Genomic DNA, 26,448 nt, shown 5'->3' with positions numbered 1-26,448 from the left:
CTCAGGCAGGCTGAGCGGAGAGACCGTGGTCCGTCAGCTCAGGTCGATCAGGTCGCCGAGGTCGAGGCCCTCGAGCTGGGGGCGGACGTCCTTGGCTTCCCCTACGACGACGACGAGTAGCCCATCGGTTCCGACGTACCGGCGGTAGGCGTCGGTGGCCTCGGCGGCCGTGGTGGCAGCGATCTGGGCGAGATAGGTGTCGGCGAAGTCGATCGGTACGCCGTTGGCGATGTTGCTGCCGACCTGCTGGGCGACCGAATCGGCCTGCTCGTAGCGCAGGGGAGCGGTGCGGATCAGGCTGTCCTTCGCCTCCTGGACCTCCTGCTCGGTGAGGCCGTCGCGGGCCTCGCGCAGGATGCGGAGTGCGTCACCGATCGCGGCCCCGGTGACCTCGGTGCGTACGGCGCCGCCGAGGCTGAAGGTCCCGCCCTTGCGCGGCGCCGCGAAGCTGGTCCGGGTGCCGTACGTGTACCCCTTCTCCTCGCGGAGCACGGTGTCGACGCGGGAAGTGATCGTCCCGCCGACCACGTGGTTCGCGACCGCGGCCGAACCCCACGCCGGATCGCGACGATCCGGACCCTTGCACCCGATCAGCAGCTGGCTCTGCACCGATCCCGGCCGGTTGACGAGCACGACCCGGTTGCCCGGCAGGTACAACGGCTCCGGGGTCTCGGACGCCGAGCCCGCGCTGGACGTCCAGCTACCGAAGGCCTCGTCGATGATCCCGGCCACCTCGACACCGGTCGCGTCGCCGGCGAACAGGATCTCCGCGCGCTCCGGGCCGATGTTGTTGCGGTAGAAGTCGGCCACCTCGACGTTGGTCAGCGGCCGGATCGTGTCCGGCGTACCCGCGGTCGGCCGGGAGCGCCGCGTCGCCGTGCCGAACAGGTGCGACGCGAACGCCTCGCGCGCCCGGTACCCGGCGTTGGCGCGCTCCTGGTTGATCTCGCCGAGCCGGATCGTCACATGCCGGCCGACGTCGGCCTGGTTGAACGCGGGCCGCGTGATCGCCTCCGCGAGCAGTGCGACGGCCGGCGCGAGATGCGACACCGGCACCGAGATCTCCACATGCAGAGCGTCCGAGCTGACATCCACGCCGTACGCCGCTCCGTGCCGCTCCAACGCGGCCGCGAACTCGTTGGCCGAGTGCAGCTCGGTGCCTTCGTCGAGCGTCCGCGACATGATCGTCGCGACACCCTCGAGCTCACGCGGCTCCGCGATCAGCGGCATCGCGATGGTGACGCGCACGGTGGCGACGTACTGTCCCGGGCGGTCGAAGACGTGCACCGGCGTACCGACGCTGGTCCGCGTGGTCACGGCGTCCGGGAAACTCCACGGACGCGGCGCCCCGACGGCCGGCGGGGTGGTCAGAACCTGGTTCATTCCTGCTCTCCTGCCGTCTCTGCCGCGGACTCCTGACGGCGGTAGCTCACCTGGACCCGGCCCGACGCACGGACCCACTTCGCCGCGGCCTGCTGCACCTGCTCGACGGTCACCGCCTGCACCTGGTCGATCCGGGTGTTGATCCGCCCAGGGTCACCGAACAGCAAGGCGTGGTGCGAGATCTCGTCCGCCCGCCCCGCACAGGTCGCCAGCTGCTCCAGCCAGTCCCGCTCGGCCTGCGCCTGAACGGTGGCCAGCTCGTCGGCGGTCACTCCGTCCGTGGCCAGCTTCTCGATCTCCTCGAGCAGCGCGTCCTCGACCTTCTGCAGGTCGACCCCGTCCGACGCGATCCCGGTCAGCGTCCCGAACGAGACTCCTCCGATCAGGGGCAGCGCACCACCGGACACCGACTGCGCGATCTGCTCGTCGCGGACCAGCCGCCGGTTCAGCCGGCCGCTCTGGCCGGCCGCGAGGATGTCGAGCGCGAGCCCGGCCGCGTCCAGCTCCGGCGTCCCGTCCACCGGCAGCCGGAACATCATCGTGATCAGGTCGGACGGTACGTCGGACTCCACGTCGTCACGCTGTACGTCGGTCATCGGGCCGATCGTGCCGTCCGGCGCCGGCGGTGGCGTAGGGATCGCGGGCAGGTGGCCGAAGTACCGCTTGGCGGCGTCGAACGCGTCGTCCTCGGACACGTCGCCGACGATCGTCAGGACGGCGGTGTTGGGCCCGTAGTACTTGCGGAAGAACGCGTGCACGTCCTCCAGCGAGGCGGCGTCCAGGTCGGCCATCGAGCCGATCGTCATGTGCGCGTACGGGTGTCCCTCGGGGAATGCGAGCCGGACCAGCCGCTCGTACGAGTCGCCGTACGGGCGGTTGTCGTACGACTGGCGCTTCTCTTCCTTGACCACGTCGCGCTGGTTGTCGAGGTTCTCCTGGTTGACCGCGTCGAGCAGGTAGCCCATCCGGTCCGCCTCGAGCCACAGCGCGAGGTCGAGACCGCCGCTGGGCAGCGACTCGAAGTAGTTGGTGCGATCGAAGAACGTGCTCGCGTTGAGGCTGGCGCCGGCGGTTTCCAGCAGGCTGAAGTGCTGGCCGGAGGCGACGTTGCGCGACCCCTGGAACATCAGGTGCTCGAAGAGGTGCGCGAACCCGGTCAGACCCGGTGGTTCATGGCGCGACCCGACGTCGTACCAGAGGTTGACGGCGACGATCGGGACGGCACGGTCCGAGCTGACGACGACCCGGAGGCCGTTGTCCAGCACCTGCTCCGCGATGGGGTACGTCAAGGGCATACCGGCCACCTTACGTGGTCGCGAAATTCCTGGCAGGTGCTGTCGATTTCGGTCCGGGTCGCGCATCGGAGTGGTGGATGCTGTAACCGGGAGTGGACGAGAGAGGTGACCCGCAGTGGGCAAGTACCTGGTAATGATCTACGACGACGAGGCGAAGTGGGCCGCGGACGACGGGTCGGTGATGGAACAGAACCACAAGAACCATCAGGCCTTCGCCGAGGCCAACGGGTCCGCGCTTCGCGGCGGCGGGCAGCTCGACGGGAGTGAGACCGCGACCTCGATCCGTTCCGACGGCAACGGCGGATACGTCGTGACCGACGGGACGTTCGCGGAGACCAAGGAAGTGATGGGCGGGTACTACATCATCGAGGCGGCCGACCTGGACGAGGCGCTCGCGATCGCCAAGCAGGTGCCGTCGCCGATGGGCGGTGTCGAGGTCCGTCCGCTGGTCAACGGTGGCTGATCTGCCCACCGCCGACCAGGTCGCGCAGGCGGTCGCGGAGGCTCACTCGAGCGAGTGGGCCTCCGTGCTCGCCGCGACCGCACGCGTGGCCGCGGACCTCGACCTGGCCGAGGACTGCGTGCAGGACGCGTACGCGAAGGCCCTTGTGCACTGGCAGGAACAGGGCGTGCCTCGCAAGCCCGGCGCGTGGTTGACGACGGTCGCCACCCGGCGGGCGCTGGAGCTTCGGCGCCGAGCTGACGTGGCCCGCCGGAAGCTGCCGTTGCTCGTGCCGGTCGAGGATGTTCAGGACGGCACGTTCCCGGACGACCGGTTGCGGCTGGTGTTCACCTGCTGCCACCCAGCGCTCGCGCAGGAGACGCAGGTTGCGCTGACGCTGCGGCTGGTGTGCGGGCTGTCGTCGGCGGAGATCGCGAAGGCGTTCCTGGTGAAGGAAGCCACGATGCAGGCCCGCATCACCCGAGCCAAACAAAAGATCTCCCGCTCCGGCATCCCGTACCGCATTCCGCAGTTGGCGGAACTGGGGGAGCGCATCGACGCGGTGCTGGACGTCGTACACCTGGTTTACACGGCCGGGCACACGGCGGGCGACGGAGATACGTTGACGCGACCGGACCTGGCGCAGCGGGGGATCGACCTGGCGCGGATGATGCGGTTGTTGCTGCCCGACAGCGCGGAGGCGGCGGGTCTGCTCGCGTTGCTGCTGTTGACGCAGGCCCGGCAGGCGGCCCGCGTCGACGAGGCCGGTCAGCTGGTGCTGCTGGATGACCAGGATCGGTCGCTGTGGGACCAGGCGCTGATCGCCGAGGGGCTGGAGCTGATGCCCGCGGCTCTGGCCGGTCCGGCAACGGTTGGACGGTACGGCGTGATGGCCGCGATCGCGGCTGTGCACGCAGAGGCGGAGCGGTGGGAGGACACCGACTGGGGCGAGATCCTCGGGCTGTACGACCTGCTGCTCGACCGGTGGCCGTCGCCGGTGGTTGCACTCAACCGGGTGGTGGCGATCGCGTACGTCGCGGGCCCGGAGCAGGCGCTCGTCGAGCTGGACGAGTTGGCGGCCGATCCGGCGTTGGCGACCTACCCGTACCTCGCGTCCACGCGCGCCGAACTGCTCCGCCGTACCGGTGACTGGACGGCGGCGAAGGCGGCATACGAGGAAGCGCTGGCCTTCACCAGCAACGCAGTCGAGGCCGCCTTCCTGCAGGGCAGGATCACTCGAGGCGCTTGAGTACTTCGTCGTGGAGGCGGCCGTTGGTGGCGATGGCGTTCGGGCCGTTGGGGCCGGGGGCGCCCTCGACCGAGGTGAACTTGCCGCCGGCCTCGTCGACGATGATCGCCAGCGCGGCCATGTCGTAGAGGTTGAGCTCGGGCTCGGCGGCGATGTCGACCGCGCCCTCGGCGACCAGCATGTACGACCAGAAGTCGCCGTACGCGCGGGTCCGCCAGACCGAGTCCATCAGGTCGGCCCACTGGTTCTTCTTGCCGAGCTTCTCCCAGCCCTTCAGCGATGCGTACGACAGCGAGGCGTCCTCGATCTTGCTCACGTCGCTGACCCGGCACGGCTGCGACGAGTGCAGTGCGCGGCCGGTCCAGGCGCCGTCGCCGTACGACGCCCACCAGCGCTTCCCGAGCGCCGGGGCGGAGACCACGCCGACGACGACCTGGTCCTCGATCATCAGGCTGATCAGCGTCGCCCAGACCGGGACGCCGCGGATGTAGTTCTTGGTGCCGTCGATCGGGTCGACCACCCAGCGGCGTACGCCCCAGCCGCTGGTGCCGTCCTCCTCGCCCACGAACGCGTCCCGCGGGCGGGCCCGGGAGAGCGTCTTGCGCATCACGTCCTCGACCTTCTTGTCCGACTCGCTCACCGGGGTCAGGTCCGGCTTGGTGGCCACGTGCAGGTCGAGCGCCTTGTAGCGGTCCATCGTGGTCGAGTCCGCGTCGTCGGCCAGGATGTGGGCGAGCCGCAGGTCATCCGTGTGCGAAGGCATGCCGGAAGGCTAGCCTGAACCCCGCTCGAGGGGTCCGGCTGTCCGGGAACTGTTGCGGATCGGTTGCGGCGCGGATTGAACCAAATCAAGTCGTTGAACGTGCCATTAGTGTCTGACCACGTCATACGACTGCCATGGAGGCTGTCCATGTTCGAGCGCTTCGGGGACCTGCCGCTACACGTGCTGGTGATCCATCTGACCGTGGTGCTGCTACCGGTGGCCGCGCTGACCCTGATCGCCTTCGCAGTGGTGCCGAAGTGGCGCCGGCTGCTGCGCTGGCCGGCCCTGGTCCTCGGCGTCGGGGCGCTGGTGTGTGCGTTCGTCGCGAAGGAGAGCGGCCAGGCGTTCGTCAACGCGGTGCCGACGCTGGCGAAGGCGGTCGCGCTGCACGAGAAGCGCGGCGACCTGCTGTTCTGGTACTGCCTGATCTTCGCCGTCGTCGCGGTCGCGGCCTTCCTGCTGCTGGCCGGCGTGACGGGCGACAAGGCAACGAGCAGCCGTCCGCTGGAGCTCGTGACCCAGGCGGCCGTGGTCGTGATCGCGGTGCTCGTCATCTGGCAGACCGTTCGCACCGGTGACGCGGGTGCGAGGGCGGTCTGGGAGGGCCAGCTGCCGGCTAAGTAGTCTCCTCGGTCTCGCGGAGCTCCCGGCCTTCGCGCGACGCCAGCAGGCGGCGGAACGACTCGACCCGGGCCGGATCGGCGCGGCCCTCGGCAACGGCCTCGTCCAGCGCGCAGTCGGGGGCGTCGGCGGTATGGGTACAGCCGCGGGGGCAGGTTCCGGCGATCTCGGCCAGGTCCGGGAAGGCGTTGATCAGCTGGTCCGGCTCGACGTGGGCCAGGCCGAAGGAGCGGATGCCTGGGGTGTCGATGATCCAGCCGCCCTGGGGCAGCCGCAGGACGAGCGTGTTCGTCGACGTATGACGGCCACGGCCGGTCGCCGCGTTGACGATGCCGATCGCCCGGTCCGCGCCCGGGACGAGGCCGTTGACCAGCGTGGACTTGCCGACACCCGAGTGCCCGACCAGAACGCTCGTACGGTCGTCGAGCTGCTCCCGGAGTCTGCTGAGGTCGCCGTTCTGGTGGGTCGCCACCGACTCGACGCCGAGCGGGCGGTAGATCGACAGCAGCGGATCCGGGTCGGCCAGGTCTGTCTTCGTCAGGCACAGCAGCGGTCGCATGCCGGCGTCGTACGCCGCGACCAGGAAGCGGTCGATCAACCCGGTGCGGGGCTCCGGGTTCGCGACCGCGACGACGATGACGAGCTGGTCCGCGTTCGCGACCAGGGGGCGCTCGACCGGGTCGTCGTCATCGGCCGAGCGGCGCAGCAGCGTCGTCCGGGGGAGGACCTCGACGATCCGGGCCAGCGAGCCCTCGTCACCGGTGGCGTTGCCGTCGAGCTTGACCCGGTCGCCGACGATCACGCCGGTACGGCCGAGCTGACGGGCCTTCATCGCGGTCACCTCGCGACCGCCGTCCGGATCCTCGACCCAGCAGGCGTACCGCCCGCGGTCGCGGGTGAAGACGAACCCGATCACGGCATCGTCGTACGAGGGGCGGTCCTTGGTCCGCGGCCGGGTCCGGCGCTTGGGCCGGTCGTACCGGGCCTCCTCGTCGTACCGCGACATCAGCTGGTGAGCCCCGACCACATGTCCGGGAACTCGGGCAAGGTCTTCGCCGTGGTTCCGATGTTCTCGATCTCCAGGCCGTCGACGAGCAGGCCGAGGACGGCGGCCGCATGCGCCATCCGGTGATCGTCGTAGGTGTGGAAAAGCCCACCGTGCAAGGCCTTCGGCCGGATCGCCAGTCCGTCCTCGAGCTGCGTGATGTCGCCGCCGAGCGCGTTGAACTCGGTCTCGAGCGCCGCCAGCCGGTCGGTCTCGTGGTTGCGCAGGTGCGCGATCCCCCGCAGGTACGACGGCCCGTCGGCGAACGCCGCCACCGCCGCGATCACCGGAGACAGCTCGCCTACCTCGCTCAGGTCGAGGTCCACAGCCTGCACCCGGCCGGTGCCGCGCACAGTCAGGCCGCTGTCGGTGAGGGTGGCCGAGGCGCCGAAGCGGGTGAAGAGATCGGGCAGTTGGCCGCCCGGCTGCGTGGTCTGCGACGGCCATCCGGTGACGGTCACGGTCCCGCCCGTGATGACGGCCGCCGCCAGGAACGGCGCCGCGTTCGACAGGTCCGGCTCGATGGCGGTGTCCAGCGCCCGAATGGGGCCGGGGGCAACGACCCAGCGGTTCGGCTCGGCGTCGTCGACGTGGACGCCGCGCTCGCGCAGCATCCCGACCGACATGTCCAGGTGCGGCTGGGACGGCACCGGCTTCCCGTCGTGCCGGATGTCGACGCCCTCGTCGTACCGCGCGCCGGCCAGCAACAGCGCGGACACGAACTGGCTCGACCCGGACGCGTCCAGCGTCACCTTCCCGCCGCGCACCGACCCGGTGCCCGACACCGTGTACGGCATCCGCCCGGTGCCGCCGTCGTCGATCTGCACGCCGAGCGTGCGCAGCGCGCCCAGGATCACGCCCATCGGCCGCTCCCGCGCGTACTCGTCGCCGTCGAAGGCGACCGTCCCGTCGGCCAGCGCGGCGACCGGCGGCACGAAGCGCATCACGGTGCCGGCCAGACCGCAGTCGACGTCGGCCGGGCCCTTGAGCGAGCCCGGCGTGACCGTGACCGTCGTACTGCCGTCACTGATGCCGACACCCAGCGACACGAGCGCGGACCGCATCAGCGCGGTGTCGCGCGCCGCGAGCAGGCCGGTCAGCTGCGACGGGCCGTCGGCGAGCGCGGCGAGGATGAGGGCACGGTTGCTGATCGACTTCGATCCGGGGACCGTGACCGTACCGGTCACGGCACCTTCGGCCCGCGGCGCCGGCCAGCCCTGCTGCTCGCTCATCCCACTCCCTCGACTCAGGTGTCTACAGCCCTGAGCCTAGGGCATTCAGCCGAACGGAAGCTCTGCCTTGGCCAGCTTCGCGGCCTGCTTGGCCTCGTGGGCCAACTGCTTGGCGGCCTTGGCGCCGCGCTTGGTCTCGCGCTTCGCCGCCTTCGCACCGTGCGTGGCGCGCCAGGCGACGCCCGGCTTGCCCTCGGTGTCGACCGCGGCGAGCAGCAGGCCGCCCAGGATGCCGAGGTTCTTCATGAAATTGATCCGCTGCTGGTTGCGGACGGTCTTGTCCTTCTCCAGCCAGAACGGGTGGCCGGCGAGCGTCGTCGGCACCAGTGAAGCGGCCAGCAGGGACGCGCCGAGACGACGGCCCTTGCCGGACGCCAACGCGATACCGCCGATCACCTGGACAGAGCCGTTCAGCCGGACCAGGTTGGCTGTCGTGTCAGGGAGCCGGTCGCTGACCTGCGGCGGTGCGACCCGCTTCACCATCGGCACCAGCCGGTCGGTGACGGGCTGCGCCTTCGGCACCAGCGGCTCCGGGTTACGGATCGCGTTCGCGCCCTGCACGACGAAAATGACGGACAGCAACGGCCTGGCCAGTGCGCGCACGACAGTCATGCCTCCTTCATACACCACGATTTGTACGACTACCGGTACCCACCACTGATGCAGTCGATCAGATGGGGCAGCCGTCCGGCCCGCACGCGGCGTCACCGTCGGTCGTCGCGCCCGGTGCGGTGATCAGCGTCACGGGCTTCCGGTCCGCGTTCGCCCGGCGCAGTGCTTCCTGGAAGACCTCCACCGGCTGCGCGCCGCTCACGCCGTACTTCTCGTCGATGACGAAGAACGGTACGCCGTTCGCGCCGTACGCCAGGGCCTGTGCCTGGTCCGCGGCGACGTCGTCGGCGTACGTCGTACCCGCCAGGACCTCACGCACTCGGTCGGTGGGGAGGCCCACCTCGGTGGACAGCTCCGTCAGGGTGTCGTGGTCGCCGACCGGGAGGCCGTCGGTGAAGTAGGCCTTGAGCAGGCGCTCCTTGAGCCGGCCCTGCGTGCCCGCGGGCACCTCACCGGCGTCTTCGAGGTCGAGGGCGAGGTGGAGCAGCCGGTGTGCGTCGACGGTGTTGACCGCCTTCGCCTGGTCGAGGTGGTACTCCAGACCGACCTCTGCGGCCACCTCGGTGACCTGGGCGTTGGCCTGCAGGCCCCACTCGCGACCGCGACCGTACTTCTCACCCAGTCGGGTGGCCAGGTCCCGCGGGTCGTCGTTCGTCGACGACGGGTCGAGCTGGAAGCTGTGCCAGACGACCGTGGCGGTGTCACCGCTCGCGGTCAGAGCTTCTTCGAGCCGGCGCTTCCCGATGTAGCACCACGGGCAGACGACGTCGGACCACACATCAATGCGCATAACTGTCGCAACTGAGCGCTTTCCGGACCTATTCCCAACCAGCCATCGCTGTGATGCGTCTGACGCTCCATGGACGACGCGCTCGTGCGGACCCTGTTGAAAGAGCAGCATCCCGACCTGGCCGACCTGGAGTTGACGGAGGTCATCGGCGGCTGGGGCAACCAGATGTGGCGGCTAGGCGAGGACCTGGCGGTCCGGATGCCCCGCACCGACCAGTCCCCGGAGCTCCTGCGCAACGAGTACCGCTGGGTCCCTGACATCGCCGCCCGTGTTCCGCTGCCCATCCAGACCCCTGTCCGCCTCGGCAAACCGTCGGACCGGTTCCCGCGGACCTGGCTGGTCAGCACGTGGGTCGCCGGCGAACCAGGTGACCACGCACCGATCACCGACCTCGCGGCCGCGGACGTGCTGGCCGACTTCCTGCACGCCTTCCACACCGAGGCGCCGGCCGACGCGCCGGCGAGTAACCGAAGCGGTGTGCCGGAGACCCTGGGGTTCAGCGACGTGCATGAGTCCGTCGACCGTCTCGACGAGGTCCGTGCGGTGTGGGACGACGCCGTCGCCGCACCGGCGTACGACGGTCCGCCGGTCTGGCTGCACGGCGACCTGCACCCGGCGAACGTGGTCGTTGCCGACGGCACCCTTGCCGGTGTCATCGATCTCGAGGAGGTCGGCGCCGGCGATCCGGCGAGCGATCTCGCGGCCGCCTGGATCCTGCTCCCGGCAGGCGGCGCCGACCGCTTCTTCGAGCGCTATCAGGCGGACGAGGCCACGGTACGGCGAGCCCGCGGCTGGGCCGTGCAACGGGCGCTGTTCCTGATCGCAATGGGGATCAACGGCGACAACGGCCGGCCCGGCGGCAAGCCGCACTGGGGGCCGTTGGGGCGGGCGGCTCTCGACCGGCTCCGGTAAATCCGGGATCGGCTTGGTCCGGACCTCTAGAATCGGCCGCTGACTCCGGAGAAGGGCTGAGGGTGGGCGACGAGCTGACAGAGCGTTTACGGCAGTTGCGTGATGTGACCGGACGCAGCCTGCGCGAACTCGCCCGCGACGTCGACACCAGCAGTTCCTCGCTCTCGCGGTACTTCGCAGGCCAGGCCGTTCCACCCTGGTCGACCGTCCTGGCGCTCTGCAAAGCAGCTGGTCGCGATCCCCGGCCGCTGCGGGAGATCTGGGAGCGCGCCAAGGACGAACCGCAGACGAGTCCGTCCGCTGCTCCGCCCGTACGCAACGACCTACCGCACGACATCACCGCCTTCACCGGACGCCGGACGGAGCTGGACGCTCTGCTCGATGCTGCGCGGACGACACCGGTCGTGGCGATCGACGGGATGGGCGGAGTGGGCAAGTCGGCGCTCGCCGTACACGCCGCGCATCTGCTGACCGCCGGCTTCCCGGACGGGCAGCTCTACCTGGATCTGCACGGGTTCACTCCGGGTCGGGAGCGGGTCGAGCCACTCGAGGCGCTGCGGGTGCTGCTGGCCGCGCTCGGGTTGCCGCCCGGCCGGATTCCCGACGGGTTGGCCGAGCGGGCCGCGCTGTGGCGGTCGGAGCTGGCGACGCGGCATGCGATCGTGCTGCTGGACAACGCCGCCGACGCCGACCACGTCCGCGATCTGCTGCCGGGTGCCGGTCAGACGTTCGTGGTGATCACCAGCCGTCGCCGGATGGTCGAGCTGGACTGCGTACATCCCATCTCGCTGGATGTCCTGCCGATCGAGGAGGCCGCACAGCTGTTCGTCGAGTCCGCCGGCGGAGCCCGGTCCGGTGACGTCGACGAAGTACTCCGGCGTTGCGGGAATCTGCCGCTGGCCATCAGGGTGGCAGCGGCCCGGCTACGGCACCGGCCGGCGTGGACGCTCGACACACTGGTCGAGCGGCTGCGGGACGGCGAGCTGGTGGCGTCGGACGTGTTCGAGATGTCGCTCCGGCAGCTCGACCCCGCCCAGCGCCGGATGTTCCGGCTGCTCGGACTGGTGCCGGGTGAGGACATCGACGCGTACGCCGCGGCCGCTCTGGCCGCGATCCCGCTGGCCAACGCACGCTCCTTGCTGGAGGACCTGGTCGACGTACATCTGGTCCAGGAGCCTGCAGCCGGCCGCTACCGGATGCATGACCTGCTACGACAGGCCGCCCGCGCCGATGATCCCGCAGCTGATCCGGCGCCGGCGATCGCCCGGCTGGCCGACTACTACCTGAGCGGCCTGCTGGCCGTGAAGACGCTGATCGATATCCTCATCCCGCTCCCGGTCACCGTGACGCAGCCACCTCCCGCGCTTCCCGACCTGTCCGGCTTCGACGTCGCCGTCGACTGGATGGACACCGAGTGGGGCAACCTCGCGGCGACGTTCTCGCTGGCCGTGCAGCTGCGCATCGATGCGCCGGCCGTCGGGCTCGGACAGCTCGCCACGATCTCGGAAGCGCGCCGCGGCGGTACGACGCGGTTGCGTGAGGTGCTCGAGGCCAGCATGCCCGCCGCCGAGCGGCTCGGCGAGCGCCGCGTGCTCGCCTCGCACCGGTACCTGCTGGGCGCCGTCCGGCTGCGCAACGGCCGACTTGCGGAGGCAGCGGTCGAGCTCGAGGCTGCTCGCGTACTGATGGCCGCCGAAGGCGACCTCGTCAGCGAGGCCATCACGCTCATGCAGCTGGCACAGATCCGTGAGTACCTCGCCGACCCCGAGGGCGCAGTCGAGCTACTGGAGCGAGCGACCGCACTGCACGCGCCGCATGAGGCCGTCCGGGCACGGGTTCGCGCCGCGCTCGGCCTGGCGCTGGTGTGGCTGGGCAAGTACGCCAGGGCGCGGGAGGCTGTCGCGGAGGTGGTCGAGGTCGTCGACAGGCTGGACCGGCAGACGGAGCGCATGTGTTGCGACGTACTCGGCCAGGCCGCACTGGGTCTGGGTGAGTTCCAGGAAGCACTCAGCTTCGCCGAGCAGGCCGTAGCGCTCAATCGGGCCACGCGGAACTCGGTGTTCGAGGCCGCCAGCCTCACCGACGTCGCCGTCGTTCTGCGCCATCTCGGGCGTAGCGAGGAGGCGGATGGCAAGCAGGCCGAGGCCGTCCGGATCCTCGAGCGAGTCGGTGAGCCCCACCGGCTGGCACGCATCCAGCTCCCGTACGCCGAGGCGTGCCTGGCCACCGGTGATCGGGTCACCGCGGCTTGTCATTTCCAGCTGGTGCTGGAGCTCGCCACCGGTCACGGCCTCGACTACCTGGTGCCGGAGGCCCGCTCCGGCCTGGCGCGCGCGTCCTGAGTGTCCCGTCCCGTCCCGGGACACCTCGCTCGGGCAGTCCGGCTCGTGTGACTGCGCAGGTCAGCGCGGTGCCAGTCGCGCGTCTCGTGTCCCAGGGCGTTCGGCGTGGATTGCGCCGGGCGGGACATGAGGCCGAGGCTTCCAGCCATGCTCACCACTCCGTCGCTGCTCGCCGAACTGGACGCGCGGCCTGCCCAGTGGGTAGTGGAAGGGACGCTCGACGCGTCCGTCACCGCGGTTGCCGCGCTGCTGTTCGCCGTCGCCGCGGGCCGGGTCGGCGACGACAACCTCTTGGTACTCGCCAGGGCGTCGGCGGCCAGGCAAGGAGCGATGACCGTCGTACCGGAGCCTGGTGCCGGCGTGTACTGCGCCGAGTTCGCCGGATCGGTCCAGCCGGTGGAGATCCAGGTCGACCCGACCGGCTCCAGGCTGGCAGTACAGAGCTGGTACGCCGGGGTGTACGTCGCCACTGCCTGCTCCACCGGCACCCGCGTGACCCATCGCGTGCACCAAGTCCTGCCCGATCATCCCGGGTTCGCGGCCGGGATCGCCGAGCTCGGTCTGCGGGCCCGGATGGCCCGTGACCTGGCCCAGGTGCTGGGTGTGATCGCCGACCGCCTCGGCTGCTGACAAGGCCCCCGTCGCCCATGTCAGAGCCCATGTCAGAGGCCGTGTCAGGGCGGCGGCGGCCCGGTGTCAGGGCGGTCCTCGAAGCTGGTACCAGTTCAGCAAACCGACAGCAACGAAAACCAGGAAGGCACCACAATGACTACTTTCAACACCCCCGAGCCGATCTCCGCAATCCTCGACATCCCCGCCGGCCGCATCCAGCTCGTCGCCGCCGACCGGACCGACACCGCCGTCGAGGTCCTGCCCGCCGACCCCTCCAAGAGCCGCGACGTGAAGGCGGCCGAGGAGGCCAAGGTCGGGTACGACGCCGGCGTCCTGCGGGTCGAGATCGCCGCGAAGAAGCAGTACTTCGGACCGTCCGGGTACGTCGCGGTGAAGGTCGAGCTGCCTGCGGGTTCGCAGGTCGAGGTGAAGGTCGCCAGCTCCGAGCTCCGGTCCACCGGCCGTCTCGGCGACGTCGCGATCAGCAGCTCGCACGGCTCGATCGACCTCGAGGACGTGGCGAGCGCCCGGCTCAGCCTGACCGCCGGCGACGTCTCGATCGGCCGCCTCAACGGCTCCGCCGAGATCCGCACCAGCAAGGGCGACATCCGGATCGCCGAGGCCGTCAGCGGCGCGCTCGAACTGCGCACCGACGTCGGCGAGATCGAGGTCGGCGCTGCCGCCGGCGTCTCGGGCTCGCTGAACGCCGGCACCACCACCGGCCGGATCGACAACGCGCTCAAGAACGCCGAGGGCGCCGGCGCCCAGCTCACCATCCACGCGACCACCACCGTCGGCGACATCGTCGCCCGGAGCCTCTGATCGCCATCTCTCAACCGAAGGAGAACACCACGATGTCCACCTCCAGCGGCTTCACCGAAACGGGCCTGCGCCGGCTGCACGACGTACTCGCCCGGCACGTCGACTCCGGGAAGATCCCCGGCGTCGTCGCCCTGGTCAGCCGGGGCGACGGTGAGCCGTACGTCGAGACGCTCGGGACGATGCGCCACGACGGTGACGCCCCGATGCAGCGCGACACCATCTTCCGGATGGCGTCGACCTCGAAGCCGGTCTCGATCTCGGCCGCGATGGTGCTGCTCGACGAGTGCCGGCTCCGGCTCGACGACACGGTCGAGCAGTGGCTGCCCGAACTCGCCGACCGTCAGGTGCTGAAGCGGATCGACAGCCCGGTGGACGACACCGTGCCGGCCAAGCGGCCGATCACCGTGCGGGACGTGCTCACGTCGACGTTCGGGCTCGGCATGGACATGACGATGATCGGTACGCCGATCATGGGCGCGCTGTTCGAGCAGGGCATCACCCCCAACGGTCCGGTGCCGATGCCGGAGCAGGACGAGTGGATGCGCCGGCTCAGCACGCTGCCGCTGATGTACCAGCCGGGCGAGCGCTGGCAGTACCAGATCAGCAGTGACCTGGTCGGCGTACTCGTCTCCAGGGTCTCGGGCCAGTCGTACGACGCCTTCCTGCGCGAGCGGATCTTCGAGCCGCTCGGGATGAAGGACACCGGCTTCTGGGTGCCGGGCGACCAGATCGACCGGCTGCCTCCGCTGTACGCGCCGGACCCGGAGACCGGCGAGTTCCACGTGTGGGACGAGGCCGAGGGCGGTCGGCACAGCGCTCTGCCGGATTTCCAGGGCGGTGGCGGCGGACTGAACTCCACCGCCGACGACTACCACGCGTACTTCCGGATGCTGCTGAACCACGGCGTACACCAGGGCGAGCAGATCCTGTCCCGGCCGGCTGTGGAGCTGATGACCACCAACAGCCTCACGCCGGAGGTGCTGGCCGCACGGGAGGCGCTGGCCCGGGACAACGTGCACATCTCGTTCGGCCAGGGGCAGCAGGGCGGCTGGGGCTTCGGGATGGCAGTCCGCACCTACCGGGGCGACTACGCGCCGATCGGTCAGTTCGGCTGGGACGGCGGCGCCGGTACGTCGACGTACGCCGACCCGGTCAACCAGATCGTCGGAATCCTGCTCACCCAGGTCGGTACGACGGTGCCGTCCGCGGTGCAGCTCGCGAACGACTTCTGGACCACGCTCTACCAGGCCATCTGAGCAGCCGGCCGGACCGCTGACGAAGCGGTCCGGCCGCCGGCTGTTTCAGTGGTCACGCTGGAGCCGGCCTGTCACCGGCGTACCGCTCCAGCACCGCCTGGATCCGCCTGGCCGGAGCGGCCGCGCCAAGAGCGACCAGACTGTCCAGCGCACGCTCCAGCGCCGGGACACCGGTCTGACGGTCACCGGCCTCGAGAGCCGCTCGGCCCAGCCGTTCCTCGGCCAGCGCGAGCAGCAGGGGTCGGTTCGCAGTACGCACCTTCAACAGCCTCCAGTTGCTTCAGCCGCAGCGACGGACAGCGAGGAGGGCATAGGTACGGGCGGCGTGCAGTACGTCGGCCAGCACCACGTGCTCGTCCGCGGCATGTGCGTACCGGACATCTCCCGGTCCGTATTGCAGCGCCGGGATACCCGCCGCGGCATACAGCCGAAGATCCGAGCCATAGGGCGCGCCCCGGACCTCAGGAGCCGGACTACTCGTGTCGATCACAGCCTGCACGGTATCGGTGAGCAATACGTCACCATCCGGCAGGACCCCCGACGCGAACGCACCGCCCGGCCAGGTCACCTTCACCGGGTGATCACGCAGCCATTCATCCTCGATGCCGGCGACCGCGTCCTCGAAAGCTTTGCGGGCGTCGTCGAGTGATTCGCCCAGGCGTACGCCGTACCTGCCCTCCGCGATCAGCCTGTCGGGCACGGTGCTGGCCCAATCGCCCGCGGAGATGGTGCCGACCGAGAGTGGGTTGGCAAGGTCGAGGTGCGCGAACAGCGGATGCGGGTCCCGGTTGCGGGCGGCTTCGAGCTGTTGCAGGGCGGCCTGGATCACGGTGAACTTCTCGATCGCGCTCACCCCGCGGCTGCGGGTCGAGCCGTGCGTGGCCAGCCCCGGTACCTCCAGCCGGAAGGTCAGCGAGCCCGCGTTGGCGGGGATCACGGTGCCCGCGGTCGGCTCCGCGATCACGCACGCCTCGCCGAGATGACCGCGGCGCAGGGTCGCGAACGCGCCGAGCCCGCCGTCCTCCTCGCCGATCACGGTGTGCACTGCCAGCGGCCTGCGCAAGCGGATGCCAGCGGCAACAATCGCCGCCACCGCGCCGAGGATCGCCGCGACACCGCCCTTCATGTCGCACGTCCCGCGGCCCCACATCACGCCGTCCTCGATCCGCGCGTCGAACGCATCGCCCGGCACCACATCCACGTGCCCGTTGAGGATCAGCCCGGGCGTCCCGTCCCCACCCAAGACGCCGACGCAGCCCCAGGCCTCGCCCCGCTCGACCTCCATCCCCGGGAACTCCGGGTCGGACCGCAACGCCGGCAGATCGAGCTGCCAGTGATCCACCGTCAGCCCCAACGCATCCAGCCGACGCGCACACCACGCCTGGATGTCGCTCTCGGCCGCGGTCCCGTCCACGCTCGGGATCCGCACCAGCTCCTGCAACTCGGCGATGATCCGCTCGTCGTCGATCGCCGCCAGCACGGCCCGCTCGGCCTCACTCGTCATGCGCACATCATGCATCCAGCAGGTCGAGCACCCTTCGAGCGCCGTACTCGATCAACTCGGCCGACCCGATCCGGTCGTGCACGAACTCGGCGATACTCACGTACGCCGCCCCCGCGCACAACGCGACCGCTGCCCGCCCGCCGGCCCGCAGCGCGGCCTCCACGAACAGCTCGTCCACGCCGGGCGCGGCGCCGTCGCGCGCAGCCGAGGTCGCCAGCGAGACGAGGTCGTACGCCCGGGAGCCACCACCCGCCGCCTCGATGTCGACGATCCCGGCCACCGAACCGCCGTCGACGATCACGTTGCCGAGGTTGAGGTCGCCGTGGACCAGATCGTCGTCCGGCAGTTCCACGTCACCGTACGGCCGGCACAGCTCCTCGTACCGCCGGAGCAGCTCGACGGTCTCACCGCCGTACCGGCTGACTCGCTCCCACACGCCGTCCCAGCCCTCCAGGACCACGCCGCGCGACCACGCCGACCAGCTGATCCCAGGCTCCGGCACCAGGCCACGCTGCAACTCGCACGTGGCGATCAGCTCCCGAGCGAGACCGGCGTCGACAACGGAGTAGTCGCGGATCGGCTCGCCAGGCACGAACTCCTGCAACTGGTACGGCGACCCCGCCGCGGTCGTGCCCACGGTCAGCCACTCAGGTGTCGGATAGCCGACCGCCCGGGCCCGGGCCACGAGCTCGGCCGCCCGCCGGACCCGAGGCGCCCAATCCGGCTTGGCGGTCCACTTGAGTACGACGCCGCCGGTCAGCTCGAAGGCGCCGGACTGGAAGCCACCGGTCAGTTGCCGGACGAGCAGATAATCGGTGCCTAGGGCAACGTTCAGCTCGGCGACAACCGACTCGGTGGTGTCCATCACGACGTCACGGAGTCAGGCGATGCAGGTCGCGGGGGAACAGCGTGACCTCACGGACGTTCTCCGCGCCGGTCAGCCGGGCGACGAACCGCTCCAGCCCGATCGCGAAGCCGCCGTGCGGAGGCATGCCGTGCTTGAACGCCTGCAGATACGAGCTGTACGCCGGCGCGTCCGCGGACTCACCGCGTGCTGCCAGAGCCGCGACGTAGTCGGAGTACCGGTGCAGGCGCTGGCCGCCGGTGACCAGCTCCATCCCGCGGAACAGCAGGTCGAACGAGTTCGACCAGCGCGGGTCCGACGGCTGCGGATGCGTGTAGAACGGCCGCTTCACCATCGGGTAGCCCTCGACCGCGACGAAGTCGCTGCCGTGCTCGCGCAACGCCCACTCGCCGATCGCGCGCTCGTCGGCCGGCGCCAGGTCCGGCTCGTCCGGGTCCGCGCCGGCGATCTTCAGCGCCTCGCTGAAGTGCAGGACGGGCACGGCCACCGGAATCTCCGGCAGCGTCACCCCGAGCCGCTCCAACGCTCCACCCGCCCGAGAGCCCACCGCGGCAAGCATTCCGGCGACGGTGGATCGCAGTACGGCGAGAACGTCGCGATGGTCGGTGATGAACCCGAACTCCGCGTCGAGCGAGACGTACTCGGCCAGGTGCCGGACTGTGTCGTGCGGCTCGGCCCGGAACACCGGACCGACCTCGAAGACCCGCTCGAACACCCCGACCATCTGCTGCTTGTAGAACTGCGGCGACTGCGCCAGGTACGCCGGTCCGCCGAAGTAGTCCAGCGCGAACACGTTCGCCCCGGACTCGGTCGCCGTACCGACGATCTTCGGTGTCTGGATCTCCGTGAAGTCCTGACCGCTCAGGGCTTCCCGGAACCCGTGCATCGCGGCCGCGGCGATCTCCCACCCGGCCCGGACAACCGGGTGCCGCAGAGCAACCGGTGCGTTGTCCAGTACGACGGGAAGCCCCGCGCCGACCGTCGGACGCCACAGCTCGATCGGCGGCGTGGCAGCCGGCTCGGTCAACGGCTCGATCACCGGGTCGACGATCTCCGCACCGCCGGGAGCCTGCGGGTTGGCGGCGACCGTACCGGTCACCTGGACCACGGTCTCCTCACCGAGCTCGTCCAGCTGTGCCTGTACTTCCGGAGCCTTCACGACGATCTGGCTGAGGCCGGACCGGTCGCGCAGGATCAGGAAACTGACGGCGGCGAGCCGTCGTCTTCGGTGCACCCAGCCGGCCACCGTGACGGATTGGCCTACTGCTGAGGGGATCTCATGGCTGAGAATGCGCATCGCTGTTTTCACCTCCAGGTTTTTTCTCGAACCCCGGAGGTGTGGGCGAAGGGGAATCTCGCGGTGCCACCACACCTTCACCGGACCAGTCAGGTCCGGCCTCTTGCACAGCATCCGCTCGGGAGTGTCTTCGCGACCGCTCCACGTGTCGCCTTCACAGCTACCGGCGACTCTCTCGAACGTGGTGTACGGCGCTACTTGGTTCCGTCAGCGCGAACAGATCCAGGATAAGTCACTGGGCAACCCCATTTCACCGGCGGGACGACGTCGGCGGGATCTGGGCCGTGTCCGTGTCCTCGCGGCCGCCGAGCCGGGCGTGGACCGTGATCTGGTTGTTGGACCCGTTGCCGGGCAGCCAGGCGTTCCACTCCGAGTTGAGCGGCTTCTGGTAGCTGTTCGTCCAGCAGGTCGCGCGCCGGATGTCGCTGGTCCGGTCACACGTCCAGCCCGCGCCCCAGACCGGCAGCAGCGTGAGGTTCTTGCCCCACGAGATGTCCAGGGTCACCTTCCGGCCGCCGGCGCCATTGACCTTGAGGAACCGGTTGTAGACGAACGGGTTCGGGTCGGTCTGCGGCGTGGGCGTGAGGATCTGCAGCAGCGACTCGTCCTGCTGGACCGCCGGCAGCACCTCGGAGTCGGTGTCACTCACCAGGTCGGCGGTCGCAGCCACCGTGAACGTCCGCGCGGACGTCGACGAATCCTCGGGCACGTCGAAGTTCGCCGGCAGCGAGGCGGGACGGGCCGGGTTCAGCGCCGTACACGTCCTGGTCTTCGACGAGCAGGTCCAGCCGGCCGGGTTCGCGGCGATCGGCCACTCGAGCGCCGAGCCGTAGCTGAGCTTCAGCGTCACCTTGGTCCGGTCGGTGCGCGGGGCAACGGTGATGATCCGGTGGTGGACGTCCGGGTCGGCCTTGCCGGCGAGGATCTTCAGCAGGTTCTCGTCGGTGCTCGGCGCGGCCTGCACAGTCGCCGAGTCGTCGTCGTACAGCCGGCCGGTCTTGGCCGAGACGGTGAACGTCCGGTCCGCGGCCGAGCCACCGGTCGGGGCGTCGAACGTGATCGGCAGCGGCGCGGGCGCGGCCGGGTTGCTCGCCGTACAGGTGCCGGCCGACGGGGTGCAGACCCAGCCCGGCGGGTTGCCGTTGAGCGGCCACCCGAGCTCGGCGCCGTACTTGAGTCCGATCACCACCGGGTTCGCGTTCGCGGCCGGGGTCTTGATCGTGATCACGAACCGGATCCCGGCGGCTGCCGCCCTGGTTCCCTCGAAGGCCGGGCTGCCGCCGCCGCCCGGCATGCTGATCGTCACCAGTGCCTCGTCGAGCACCGGGGTGGTCGGCGGCGGCTTCGTCGGAGTCGGCGTCGGTGTCGCCGGAGGTGGCGTCGGGACCGGCGTGGTCGCTGTCGGCGTCGGCGTGGGCTGCGTCGGGGCAGTCGTGGGCGCCGTGGTCGGAGCAGTCGTCGGGTTGGACGCCGGCGGCTTGGCCGACGGGGGTTTCGCCGACGGCGGGTTGACCGGCGGCACGGTCGGCTTCTGCGCCGGCGGCTGGGTCGGCTGCTGCGTCGCCGGCTTGTCGATCGAGGCCTGGGGAGTGTCGTTGCCGGTCAGCGCCATAGCCGCGAGTACGGCGGCGATCGCGACGACCACCACCGCACCGGCGCCGACGGCGGTGCGGGTGCTGTTCTCGGTGACCTTCCTCCAGCCGGTGACGACGAAGCCGACCAGGCCGACCTTCGCGCCGGACGCGGCAGCCAGGTAGCCGATGCCCGCGGTGCCGAGCAGAGCCGGGGCGAGCAGCGCCGGCAGCGCGCTGTTGACCTCGACGAGCTCCAGGTAGACCGCGGTGCACTTCGCGCAGTCGTCCATGTGCTCGCGGACGTTCCGGTTCTCGCGCTTGGTGAGGCCGCCGCGGACGTAGGCGCCGAGGCGCTCGGTCGTCCAGCGGCAGCGGTCCCCGGCGACATCGGCCAGGTGCTGCTGCAGGTACGCCTGCCGCAGACCCTCACGGGCCCGGTAGGCCAGCGCGGACACGCCGTTCGCGGTCAGGCCGAGCAGGGGAGCGATCGCGGCCGGCTTCTCGCCCTCGACCTCGGTGTGCCAGAGCACGGCCTGCCAGCGCTCCGGCAGACTCGCGAACGCCTTGGCCGCCGCGCCGCTCTCGAAGCCGGTGACGGTCGGGTCGTCGAAGGTCTCCGGCTCCCGCTCGTACGACGCGATGTCGTCGGTGGACTGCACCTTCTTACCGGAGCGGATCCGGTCGACGTGCACCCGCCGTACCGTCGTCAGCAGGTAGGCGCGGAAGGAGATGTCCGGACCGCCGCCGGCCCGCAGCGCGTCCAGGACCTTGGCGAACGCATCAGAGGCCAGGTCGTCGGCGTCGTTGGCCGGAACCAGCTGCCGGGCCATCCGCTCGGCGGCGTGGTGGTGCCGCGCATAGAGCTCGCCGTACGCCTCCAGGTCGCCGTTGCGGACGCGCGCGATCAGTTCGGCGTCGCCGGCAACTTCGGGCTGGCCTTCCGGCGTCTCCATCGATCTCCCCGTGGGTTCTGACTGTCTGTGCAGCAACGTGACGGTCCGTCACTTTGTTGCCGGAGACAAGGCTCCCACGTGAGACGGAATCTCGCACTATCCCTGACGCGGAACTGTGCTCCTTCTCTGACGAGATGACCAGCCCGGAAGTTACGCGAAAAAACTTCTGCGAATCCGCGTCATGAACCGCGTCACCGGCTGTCTCTTCGGCGTACGACGCTTCCGGCCGACCGGTCGGGAGACTGACGGGGCTGTTTCGAGGAGGGCCATGTCGCTGTTCGCGGACATCCGCAGACGGTTCGACCTGCGTCCGGCCAAGTCCCTGAACCTGGCGGGGTCGCCCGCCCGGACCCGGCCGGAGGCGTCGTCGACCACAAGCCCGGGGGAGCAACCGCGCGGCTGGAGGGAGCCGCACGGCACGGCTGGCATCGACCACAGCGCCTATCTCGCGATCGCGGAGGCGCTGCGGGACGGGGCCGATGTCGTGCCTGCATCGGACGAGGTCGGGCGCCGGTTGGCGACCGATGGAGTCTCGCTGGTGGAGGCACTTGATGGGCTGAGTGCGTTGTACCGCTCGATCGCCGGGGGCGAGCCGGCCTTCGAAGCGGTACGCGCACTCAGTTCCAGCTGGGCCGAGGCATCACTTGTCTACCTGCACTCGCTGTCCTGCGAGGACCCGCTGACCGGGCTGTCCAGCCTTGCGCACCTGCGGTCCCGGCTCGGCGAGCTCTACCGAGAGGCGGAGTTCCGTGGAACTTCCGTACCGCAAACCCATGCACTGGTGGTTGTCGAGCCGCTCAATCCCGCGGGTACGTCGCCGTTCGACCGCGAGCTCCGCCTCGTCGACGTCGCGGAATGCCTGCGGATCGTCTTCTGCGGCGGTGACGTACTGGGTCGCGTCGGCTCACGCCGCGCGGCGGCGCTCGTCGGCCGCGAGCCGAACCTGCCGGAGCAGGTCGCGACGGTACGAGCCCTGATCACGCAGTGGCGGCTGGACACCGACGTACCCCAGCTGGCCCGGATCTGGATCGAAGGTCTGCCCGGCAGTGACGAGATGGCCGGGAGGTTGCTCGACGAGCTCGCCAGACCTTAGGACCTGCGTCCGGACGCCTACAGGGGGGCGGCCGGGCGCACCACGCCGACGGTGGATCGCCTAACACGGGGTGGGCGATCCACCGTCGCTTGTCCGCGTACTGTCGAGCCCTCGCGTGCTACCACCCAGCCTCGGGTCAGCGCCGTGCATCCTTTCCGGCTACCGACGTTCCGGCTCAGCGTGGATGTACCGCGGCCCGCGGAAGACCGAGGCGGCGGCGCCTACCAGCGACATCCCGATGGCGACCGCGAACACGATCACCAGGCCGTGATGGAACGGCCCCGAGATCAGCTGCGGGAAGAACTGTTGGCTGGTCAGCGTGCCCAGATCGGCGCCCTTGATAGCCGAGGGTGGCACCGCGCTCAGCGCAGTACCGATCGGGTTGTAGCCGAGGAAGGCTGCGAAGAGGCTGCCGACCGGGGGCTGGTTGCCGATGCCGGCCGCGACTGCTTGCGGCACGCCGTGCGTGCGGAGGCCGTCGGTCAGTACCTGGGGGAGGGTCTGGGCGAGCCCGGCGATCATCATCGTGAAGAAGACGCCGATCGACAGCGACGTACCGGAGTTGAGGAAGGTGCCGCTCATGCCGGCTGCGGCGCCGCGGCGGTTGGCGGGGACACTGCTCATGATGGCGCTGGTATTCGGTGCCGAGAACAGTCCTGAGCCGATGCCGTTCAGGACCAGCAGACCCGCGAAGGCCCAGTAGCTGAAGTCGGTCGGCAGCACCATGAAGCCGGCGAAGCTCAGCGTCACCAGGAGCAGCCCGCCGGTCGCGAGGCTGCGCGCGCCGAGCCGGTCGGAGAAGTACCCCGACAGTGGCCCCGCGACGAGGAACGCCACGGTCAGCGGGAGTAGGTAGATGCCGGCCCACAGCGGCGTACTCGAGAAGCTGTAGCCGTGCAGCGGCAGCCAGATGCCTTGCAGCCAGATGATCAGCATGAACTGCAGTCCGCCGCGGCTGATCGACGACAGCAGGCCTGCGAGGTTGCCCGCGGAGAACGCCTGGATCCGGAACAGTGACATGTCGAACATCGGGTCCTTGGTGCGCGCCTCCACGACACAGAACGCGGCCAGCAGTACGACGCCGCCGATCAGACCGGTCAGGACCCACGGACTGGTCCAGCCCATCGTGTGTCCGCCGTACGGCTGGATCCCGTACGTGATCGCGATCAGGAGCGCGGTCAGGCCGACCGCGAACATCCCGTTGCCCCACCAGTCGATCCGCGCCGCCGAACGGGTGCTGGTCTCGCGCAGGCTCCGGTACGACCAGACGGTGCCGAGCAGGCCGAAGGGGACCGACACGAAGAAGACCAGGCGCCAGTCGACCGGCGCCAGCACACCGCCGACGATCAGCCCGATGAACGAGCCGCCGATCGCGGCCACCTGGTTGATTCCGAGCGCGAAGCCGCGCCGATCCGCGGGGAACGCGTCGGTCAGGATCGCCGCCGAGTTGGCGAACAGCATCGCCGCGCCGACTCCCTGCACGACCCGCCAGAGGATCAGCCAGAGCGCTCCGCCGCTCTGCGTCAGCGGGTCGAACACCAGCGCGACCGATCCGACGGTGAACACGGCGAACCCGAGGTTGTAGATCTTCACCCGGCCGTAGATGTCGCCGAGCCGCCCCAGCGTCACGACGAGAACAGCGGTGACGACCAGGAACCCCATCAGCATCCACAGCAGGTAGCTGACGTTGCCCGGCTGCAGCGGATCGAGCTTGATACCGCGAAAGATGTCCGGCAGCGAGATGATCACGATCGACGAATTCACCGTCGCCATCAGCACCCCGAGCGTCGTGTTGGACAGCGCCACCCACTTGTAGTGCGGATGGTCGCTGTCGACCGCGAACCGGCGTACGGACTTGTCGACTGAAGCCACAGGTCACTCCCCCAGCAGAGGCGATTGCTTAGCAAAGCTAAGTATATCTCGCACCCGGAGGCGGTCCTCCGCTGGGGCCGGTCAGGGGACGACCACGACGACCGGGGCGTCCTTGCGGCAGGTGAGGCGGTGGCCGAGGGAGCCGGTCAGGCGGTGCCAGGGTTTTGCTGACCGGCCGACTACGACGAGGTGGGCGTTGACGGCGCGGGCGACGTCGCTGAGGGTGCCGATGGGTTCGCCGTACTCGCTGATGAAGTGGATCGGCACGCCGGCCTCACCGGCGCGGCGTACCGCTTCGGCTTCGATCTCGTCGGCGAGGTCCTGCCTGCTGGCCGCGGCCGCGCCGTACGCGTACGGGACAGCGAACGCGGCGGTCGGCTCGGTGTACGGCATCACGTAGACCGCGACCAGGTGGCCGTGGCTGCGGACGGCTTCTCCGGCGGCCCAGGCGAACGCGTCCCAGCTCGTCGCCGAGCCGTCGATTCCGACCACGATCGCCGGTGTGCCGGCGGCCTGTGCGCGGCGGAGCTGAATCCGGCGTGGTTCTGCGTCGTGGTTCATCTGGTCACCTCTTCGGCAACGGAGTACGGCTGTCCTGGCTTTCGTCGGCAAGCTCGGCCAGGCGGAGCAGCGCCGGCAGAGCCGCTTCGAGTGCCTCGACACTCTGGTCGTCGAGCTTGTCGATCAGTTCGGTCAGCGTCGACGCGCCCGCGCTGCGCATCGCGCGAAGCTGCTGACTTCCGGCTCTGGTCACGGCGACCAGCACCACGCGGGCGTCGGCCGGGTCGCGGCGCCGTTCGGCGAGGCCGAGGTCCGCCAGCTGGGTCACCAGCGCAGTCATCGACGGCTGGGTCACTTCCTCGCTGACGGCCAGGTCGGTCAGCCGCCGCGGTCCCGTGCGCTCCAGTGTGGACAGGACGGAAACGGCGGTCAGGCTCAGCGTGCGGTCCCGGCGCCGGATCGCCAGCGCGGCCAGCCCGAAGAGCGCCTCGCCCACGGCGGCACTGCCTGTGGTCATGCGGTAAGTATAGCCACGTCTATATAGATCTGCTTATGAACTGCCGGTCTTGTCGGTCGGGGTCGTTAGGCTGTTGGGATGTGCGGTAGATACGCCTCCGGCCGGGCCCCGTCCGATCTCGTCGCCGAGTTCGAGATCGGGGCCGGCAACGTGCGCGAGTCGGTCGAAGAGCTCGGGGAGAACTACAACGTCGCGCCGACCAGCCAGGTGGTCGCCGTGGTCGAGCGGAAGGACCGCGAGCAGCCCGGTGCGACGATCCGGAAGCTGACCACGGTCAAGTGGGGTCTGGTGCCGTCCTGGGCCAAGGACACCTCGATCGGGAACCGGCTGATCAACGCCCGGATGGAGACCGTCGCGGAGAAGCCGGCCTTCAAGAAGGCGTTCGCCACCCGCCGCTGCATCCTGCCCGCCGACGGGTACTACGAGTGGTACACGGCCGAGGAGAAGGTGAACGGCAAGCCGGTCAAGCAGCCGTACTTCATCCATCCGCCGGACGGCAGCATCCTGTCCATGGCCGGGCTCTACGAGATCTGGCGGGACAAGTCGGTCGAGGACCCGGACTCCGACGAGGCGTGGCTGTGGACCTGCACGGTCCTGACGACGTCGGCGACCGACGACCTCGGCCGGATCCACGACCGGATGCCGCTCCTGGTCGAGCGCGAGCGGTACGACGCCTGGCTCGATCCGCTGTCGTCGGAGACCGAGGATCTGCTCGAGCTGCTGGTCCCGGCCGCACCGGGCCGGCTCGAGGCGTACGCCGTCTCGAAGGCGGTCAGCTCGGTCAAGAACAACGGCCCCCACCTGCTCGATCCGCTGCCCCCGGACGGCGCCGACCCGATCGACAAGCCGCCCGCGCCCGAGGAGACCACGCTGTTCTGAGTTTCCTGTCCACCGAA

The 26,448-nt window shown here is 69.9% G+C and carries 25 protein-coding genes; 10 read left to right on the top strand and 15 right to left on the bottom strand.

The genetic code is table 11. The annotated features are described in order from the left end of the window. Positions 1-33: 33 nt before the first annotated feature. Entirely contained in the window at positions 34-1,383 is a 1,350-nt protein-coding gene (locus tag OHA18_RS04250; protein ID WP_329002285.1) for a M16 family metallopeptidase, read from the bottom strand. Beyond that, positions 1,380-2,678: a M16 family metallopeptidase gene (locus tag OHA18_RS04245; protein ID WP_329002284.1), complete on the bottom strand. Its 1,299-nt coding sequence runs from the start codon at positions 2,676-2,678 to the stop codon at positions 1,380-1,382. The genes OHA18_RS04250 and OHA18_RS04245 overlap by 4 nt, the downstream gene beginning before the upstream one ends. A 115-nt stretch (positions 2,679-2,793) precedes the next feature. On the opposite strand from OHA18_RS04245, the gene OHA18_RS04240 reads away from it, so the two are divergent. Together OHA18_RS04240 and OHA18_RS04235 are read left to right on the top strand one after the other, a co-directional pair. After that, positions 2,794-3,141: a YciI family protein gene (locus tag OHA18_RS04240; protein ID WP_329002283.1), complete on the top strand. Its 348-nt coding sequence runs from the start codon at positions 2,794-2,796 to the stop codon at positions 3,139-3,141. Further along, complete coding sequence (locus tag OHA18_RS04235; protein ID WP_329002282.1) at positions 3,134-4,369, top strand: RNA polymerase sigma factor; 1,236 nt, start codon at positions 3,134-3,136, stop codon at positions 4,367-4,369. The genes OHA18_RS04240 and OHA18_RS04235 overlap by 8 nt, the downstream gene beginning before the upstream one ends. On the opposite strand, the gene hisN is transcribed toward OHA18_RS04235, so the two are convergent. Next, positions 4,353-5,132, bottom strand: coding sequence for a histidinol-phosphatase (hisN, locus tag OHA18_RS04230; RefSeq protein ID WP_329002281.1), 780 nt, complete (start codon positions 5,130-5,132; stop codon positions 4,353-4,355). The genes OHA18_RS04235 and hisN overlap by 17 nt on opposite strands. 147 nt (positions 5,133-5,279) lie before the next feature. Between hisN and OHA18_RS04225 the strand changes: the two genes are divergently transcribed. Next, positions 5,280-5,756: a DUF2231 domain-containing protein gene (locus OHA18_RS04225; RefSeq protein WP_329002279.1), complete on the top strand. Its 477-nt coding sequence runs from the start codon at positions 5,280-5,282 to the stop codon at positions 5,754-5,756. Here the strand turns inward: OHA18_RS04225 and rsgA are convergent. From rsgA to OHA18_RS04205, 4 genes are read right to left on the bottom strand one after another with little or no spacing between them, the layout of a single operon-like run. Then, positions 5,749-6,759: a ribosome small subunit-dependent GTPase A gene (gene rsgA, locus OHA18_RS04220; RefSeq protein ID WP_329002277.1), complete on the bottom strand. Its 1,011-nt coding sequence runs from the start codon at positions 6,757-6,759 to the stop codon at positions 5,749-5,751. The genes OHA18_RS04225 and rsgA overlap by 8 nt on opposite strands. Further along, positions 6,759-8,030: a 3-phosphoshikimate 1-carboxyvinyltransferase gene (gene aroA, locus OHA18_RS04215; protein WP_329002276.1), complete on the bottom strand. Its 1,272-nt coding sequence runs from the start codon at positions 8,028-8,030 to the stop codon at positions 6,759-6,761. Before aroA ends, rsgA begins: the two co-directional genes overlap by 1 nt. Before the next feature lie 45 nt (positions 8,031-8,075). After that, positions 8,076-8,642: a DoxX family protein gene (locus tag OHA18_RS04210; RefSeq protein ID WP_329002275.1), complete on the bottom strand. Its 567-nt coding sequence runs from the start codon at positions 8,640-8,642 to the stop codon at positions 8,076-8,078. Positions 8,643-8,700: 58 nt separating this feature from the next. Further along, on the bottom strand, positions 8,701-9,432 hold the full coding sequence (locus OHA18_RS04205; RefSeq protein WP_329002274.1) for a DsbA family oxidoreductase: 732 nt from the start codon (positions 9,430-9,432) through the stop codon (positions 8,701-8,703). A 69-nt stretch (positions 9,433-9,501) separates the two neighbouring features. On the opposite strand from OHA18_RS04205, the gene OHA18_RS04200 reads away from it, so the two are divergent. The 5 genes from OHA18_RS04200 (at position 9,502) to OHA18_RS04180 (ending at position 15,376) form a co-directional block, all read left to right on the top strand. Beyond that, the gene (locus OHA18_RS04200) at positions 9,502-10,344 is read left to right on the top strand and encodes an aminoglycoside phosphotransferase family protein (RefSeq protein ID WP_329002273.1); all 843 of its coding nucleotides are present in this window, start codon (positions 9,502-9,504) and stop codon (positions 10,342-10,344) included. Positions 10,345-10,406: 62 nt separating this feature from the next. Then, on the top strand, positions 10,407-12,686 hold the full coding sequence (locus OHA18_RS04195; protein WP_329002272.1) for a helix-turn-helix domain-containing protein: 2,280 nt from the start codon (positions 10,407-10,409) through the stop codon (positions 12,684-12,686). Positions 12,687-12,833: 147 nt separating this feature from the next. Further along, complete coding sequence (locus tag OHA18_RS04190; RefSeq protein WP_329002271.1) at positions 12,834-13,316, top strand: hypothetical protein; 483 nt, start codon at positions 12,834-12,836, stop codon at positions 13,314-13,316. A gap of 135 nt (positions 13,317-13,451) precedes the next feature. Continuing rightward, positions 13,452-14,120, top strand: a complete 669-nt coding sequence (locus tag OHA18_RS04185) for a DUF4097 family beta strand repeat-containing protein (RefSeq protein ID WP_329002269.1) — start codon at positions 13,452-13,454, stop codon at positions 14,118-14,120. A 32-nt stretch (positions 14,121-14,152) separates the two neighbouring features. Next, positions 14,153-15,376, top strand: coding sequence for a serine hydrolase domain-containing protein (locus OHA18_RS04180; protein WP_329002267.1), 1,224 nt, complete (start codon positions 14,153-14,155; stop codon positions 15,374-15,376). Positions 15,377-15,428: 52 nt separating this feature from the next. Here OHA18_RS04180 and OHA18_RS04175 read toward each other — a convergent pair whose 3' ends face one another. From OHA18_RS04175 to OHA18_RS04155, 5 genes are all read right to left on the bottom strand, one after another. Further along, positions 15,429-15,635 carry a hypothetical protein gene (locus OHA18_RS04175; RefSeq protein ID WP_329002266.1) on the bottom strand — a complete coding sequence of 69 codons (207 nt, stop codon included), beginning with the start codon at positions 15,633-15,635 and terminating at the stop codon, positions 15,429-15,431. Between the two features lie 21 nt (positions 15,636-15,656). Next, positions 15,657-16,880: a M20/M25/M40 family metallo-hydrolase gene (locus OHA18_RS04170; RefSeq protein ID WP_329002265.1), complete on the bottom strand. Its 1,224-nt coding sequence runs from the start codon at positions 16,878-16,880 to the stop codon at positions 15,657-15,659. Positions 16,881-16,887: 7 nt separating this feature from the next. Then, a complete protein-coding gene (locus tag OHA18_RS04165; protein ID WP_329002264.1) occupies positions 16,888-17,745 on the bottom strand; it encodes a phosphotransferase family protein in 858 nt (285 codons plus the stop codon). 7 nt (positions 17,746-17,752) lie between these two features. Next, the gene (gene aspS / locus OHA18_RS04160; protein ID WP_329002263.1) at positions 17,753-19,042 is read right to left on the bottom strand and encodes an aspartate--tRNA(Asn) ligase; all 1,290 of its coding nucleotides are present in this window, start codon (positions 19,040-19,042) and stop codon (positions 17,753-17,755) included. 250 nt (positions 19,043-19,292) lie between these two features. Beyond that, positions 19,293-21,569, bottom strand: coding sequence for a sigma-70 family RNA polymerase sigma factor (locus OHA18_RS04155; RefSeq protein ID WP_329002262.1), 2,277 nt, complete (start codon positions 21,567-21,569; stop codon positions 19,293-19,295). Positions 21,570-21,837: 268 nt separating this feature from the next. Between OHA18_RS04155 and OHA18_RS04150 the strand changes: the two genes are divergently transcribed. After that, positions 21,838-22,662, top strand: a complete 825-nt coding sequence (locus tag OHA18_RS04150) for a hypothetical protein (protein WP_329002261.1) — start codon at positions 21,838-21,840, stop codon at positions 22,660-22,662. Between the two features lie 159 nt (positions 22,663-22,821). On the opposite strand, the gene OHA18_RS04145 is transcribed toward OHA18_RS04150, so the two are convergent. The 3 genes from OHA18_RS04145 to OHA18_RS04135 all read right to left on the bottom strand — a co-directional run bounded on the left by OHA18_RS04145 (position 22,822) and on the right by OHA18_RS04135 (position 25,552). Then, complete coding sequence (locus OHA18_RS04145) at positions 22,822-24,534, bottom strand: MFS transporter (protein WP_329002259.1); 1,713 nt, start codon at positions 24,532-24,534, stop codon at positions 22,822-22,824. Positions 24,535-24,615: 81 nt separating this feature from the next. Then, positions 24,616-25,095, bottom strand: a complete 480-nt coding sequence (locus OHA18_RS04140) for a universal stress protein (RefSeq protein ID WP_329002258.1) — start codon at positions 25,093-25,095, stop codon at positions 24,616-24,618. 4 nt (positions 25,096-25,099) lie between these two features. After that, positions 25,100-25,552 carry a MarR family winged helix-turn-helix transcriptional regulator gene (locus OHA18_RS04135; RefSeq protein ID WP_329002257.1) on the bottom strand — a complete coding sequence of 151 codons (453 nt, stop codon included), beginning with the start codon at positions 25,550-25,552 and terminating at the stop codon, positions 25,100-25,102. Positions 25,553-25,630: 78 nt separating this feature from the next. Here OHA18_RS04135 and OHA18_RS04130 point away from each other — a divergent pair, with 78 nt between their 5' ends. Next, a complete protein-coding gene (locus OHA18_RS04130) occupies positions 25,631-26,431 on the top strand; it encodes an SOS response-associated peptidase (protein ID WP_329002256.1) in 801 nt (266 codons plus the stop codon). The last annotated feature ends 17 nt before the right edge of the window (positions 26,432-26,448 follow it).

It is taken from the genome of Kribbella sp. NBC_00709 (assembly GCF_036226565.1).
Classification (GTDB): domain Bacteria; phylum Actinomycetota; class Actinomycetes; order Propionibacteriales; family Kribbellaceae; genus Kribbella.
This window is presented reverse-complemented; position numbering and strand designations above follow the sequence as displayed.

What these genes read in the sequence shown, in the direction of transcription:
- OHA18_RS04250 (WP_329002285.1), bottom strand. Translation starts at nt 1,383, where the DNA reads ATGAACCAGGTTCTGACCACCCCGCCGGCCGTCGGGGCGCCGCGTCCG.
- OHA18_RS04245 (WP_329002284.1), bottom strand. Translation starts at nt 2,678, where the DNA reads ATGCCCTTGACGTACCCCATCGCGGAGCAGGTGCTGGACAACGGCCTC.
- hisN (WP_329002281.1), bottom strand. Translation starts at nt 5,132, where the DNA reads ATGCCTTCGCACACGGATGACCTGCGGCTCGCCCACATCCTGGCCGAC.
- OHA18_RS04225 (WP_329002279.1), top strand. Translation starts at nt 5,280, where the DNA reads ATGTTCGAGCGCTTCGGGGACCTGCCGCTACACGTGCTGGTGATCCAT.
- rsgA (WP_329002277.1), bottom strand. Translation starts at nt 6,759, where the DNA reads ATGTCGCGGTACGACGAGGAGGCCCGGTACGACCGGCCCAAGCGCCGG.
- aroA (WP_329002276.1), bottom strand. Translation starts at nt 8,030, where the DNA reads ATGAGCGAGCAGCAGGGCTGGCCGGCGCCGCGGGCCGAAGGTGCCGTG.
- OHA18_RS04210 (WP_329002275.1), bottom strand. Translation starts at nt 8,642, where the DNA reads ATGACTGTCGTGCGCGCACTGGCCAGGCCGTTGCTGTCCGTCATTTTC.
- OHA18_RS04205 (WP_329002274.1), bottom strand. Translation starts at nt 9,432, where the DNA reads ATGCGCATTGATGTGTGGTCCGACGTCGTCTGCCCGTGGTGCTACATC.
- OHA18_RS04200 (WP_329002273.1), top strand. Translation starts at nt 9,502, where the DNA reads ATGGACGACGCGCTCGTGCGGACCCTGTTGAAAGAGCAGCATCCCGAC.
- OHA18_RS04190 (WP_329002271.1), top strand. Translation starts at nt 12,834, where the DNA reads ATGCTCACCACTCCGTCGCTGCTCGCCGAACTGGACGCGCGGCCTGCC.
- OHA18_RS04185 (WP_329002269.1), top strand. Translation starts at nt 13,452, where the DNA reads ATGACTACTTTCAACACCCCCGAGCCGATCTCCGCAATCCTCGACATC.
- OHA18_RS04180 (WP_329002267.1), top strand. Translation starts at nt 14,153, where the DNA reads ATGTCCACCTCCAGCGGCTTCACCGAAACGGGCCTGCGCCGGCTGCAC.
- OHA18_RS04170 (WP_329002265.1), bottom strand. Translation starts at nt 16,880, where the DNA reads ATGACGAGTGAGGCCGAGCGGGCCGTGCTGGCGGCGATCGACGACGAG.
- OHA18_RS04165 (WP_329002264.1), bottom strand. Translation starts at nt 17,745, where the DNA reads ATGGACACCACCGAGTCGGTTGTCGCCGAGCTGAACGTTGCCCTAGGC.
- aspS (WP_329002263.1), bottom strand. Translation starts at nt 19,042, where the DNA reads ATGCGCATTCTCAGCCATGAGATCCCCTCAGCAGTAGGCCAATCCGTC.
- OHA18_RS04155 (WP_329002262.1), bottom strand. Translation starts at nt 21,569, where the DNA reads ATGGAGACGCCGGAAGGCCAGCCCGAAGTTGCCGGCGACGCCGAACTG.
- OHA18_RS04150 (WP_329002261.1), top strand. Translation starts at nt 21,838, where the DNA reads ATGTCGCTGTTCGCGGACATCCGCAGACGGTTCGACCTGCGTCCGGCC.
- OHA18_RS04140 (WP_329002258.1), bottom strand. Translation starts at nt 25,095, where the DNA reads ATGAACCACGACGCAGAACCACGCCGGATTCAGCTCCGCCGCGCACAG.
- OHA18_RS04135 (WP_329002257.1), bottom strand. Translation starts at nt 25,552, where the DNA reads ATGACCACAGGCAGTGCCGCCGTGGGCGAGGCGCTCTTCGGGCTGGCC.
- OHA18_RS04130 (WP_329002256.1), top strand. Translation starts at nt 25,631, where the DNA reads ATGTGCGGTAGATACGCCTCCGGCCGGGCCCCGTCCGATCTCGTCGCC.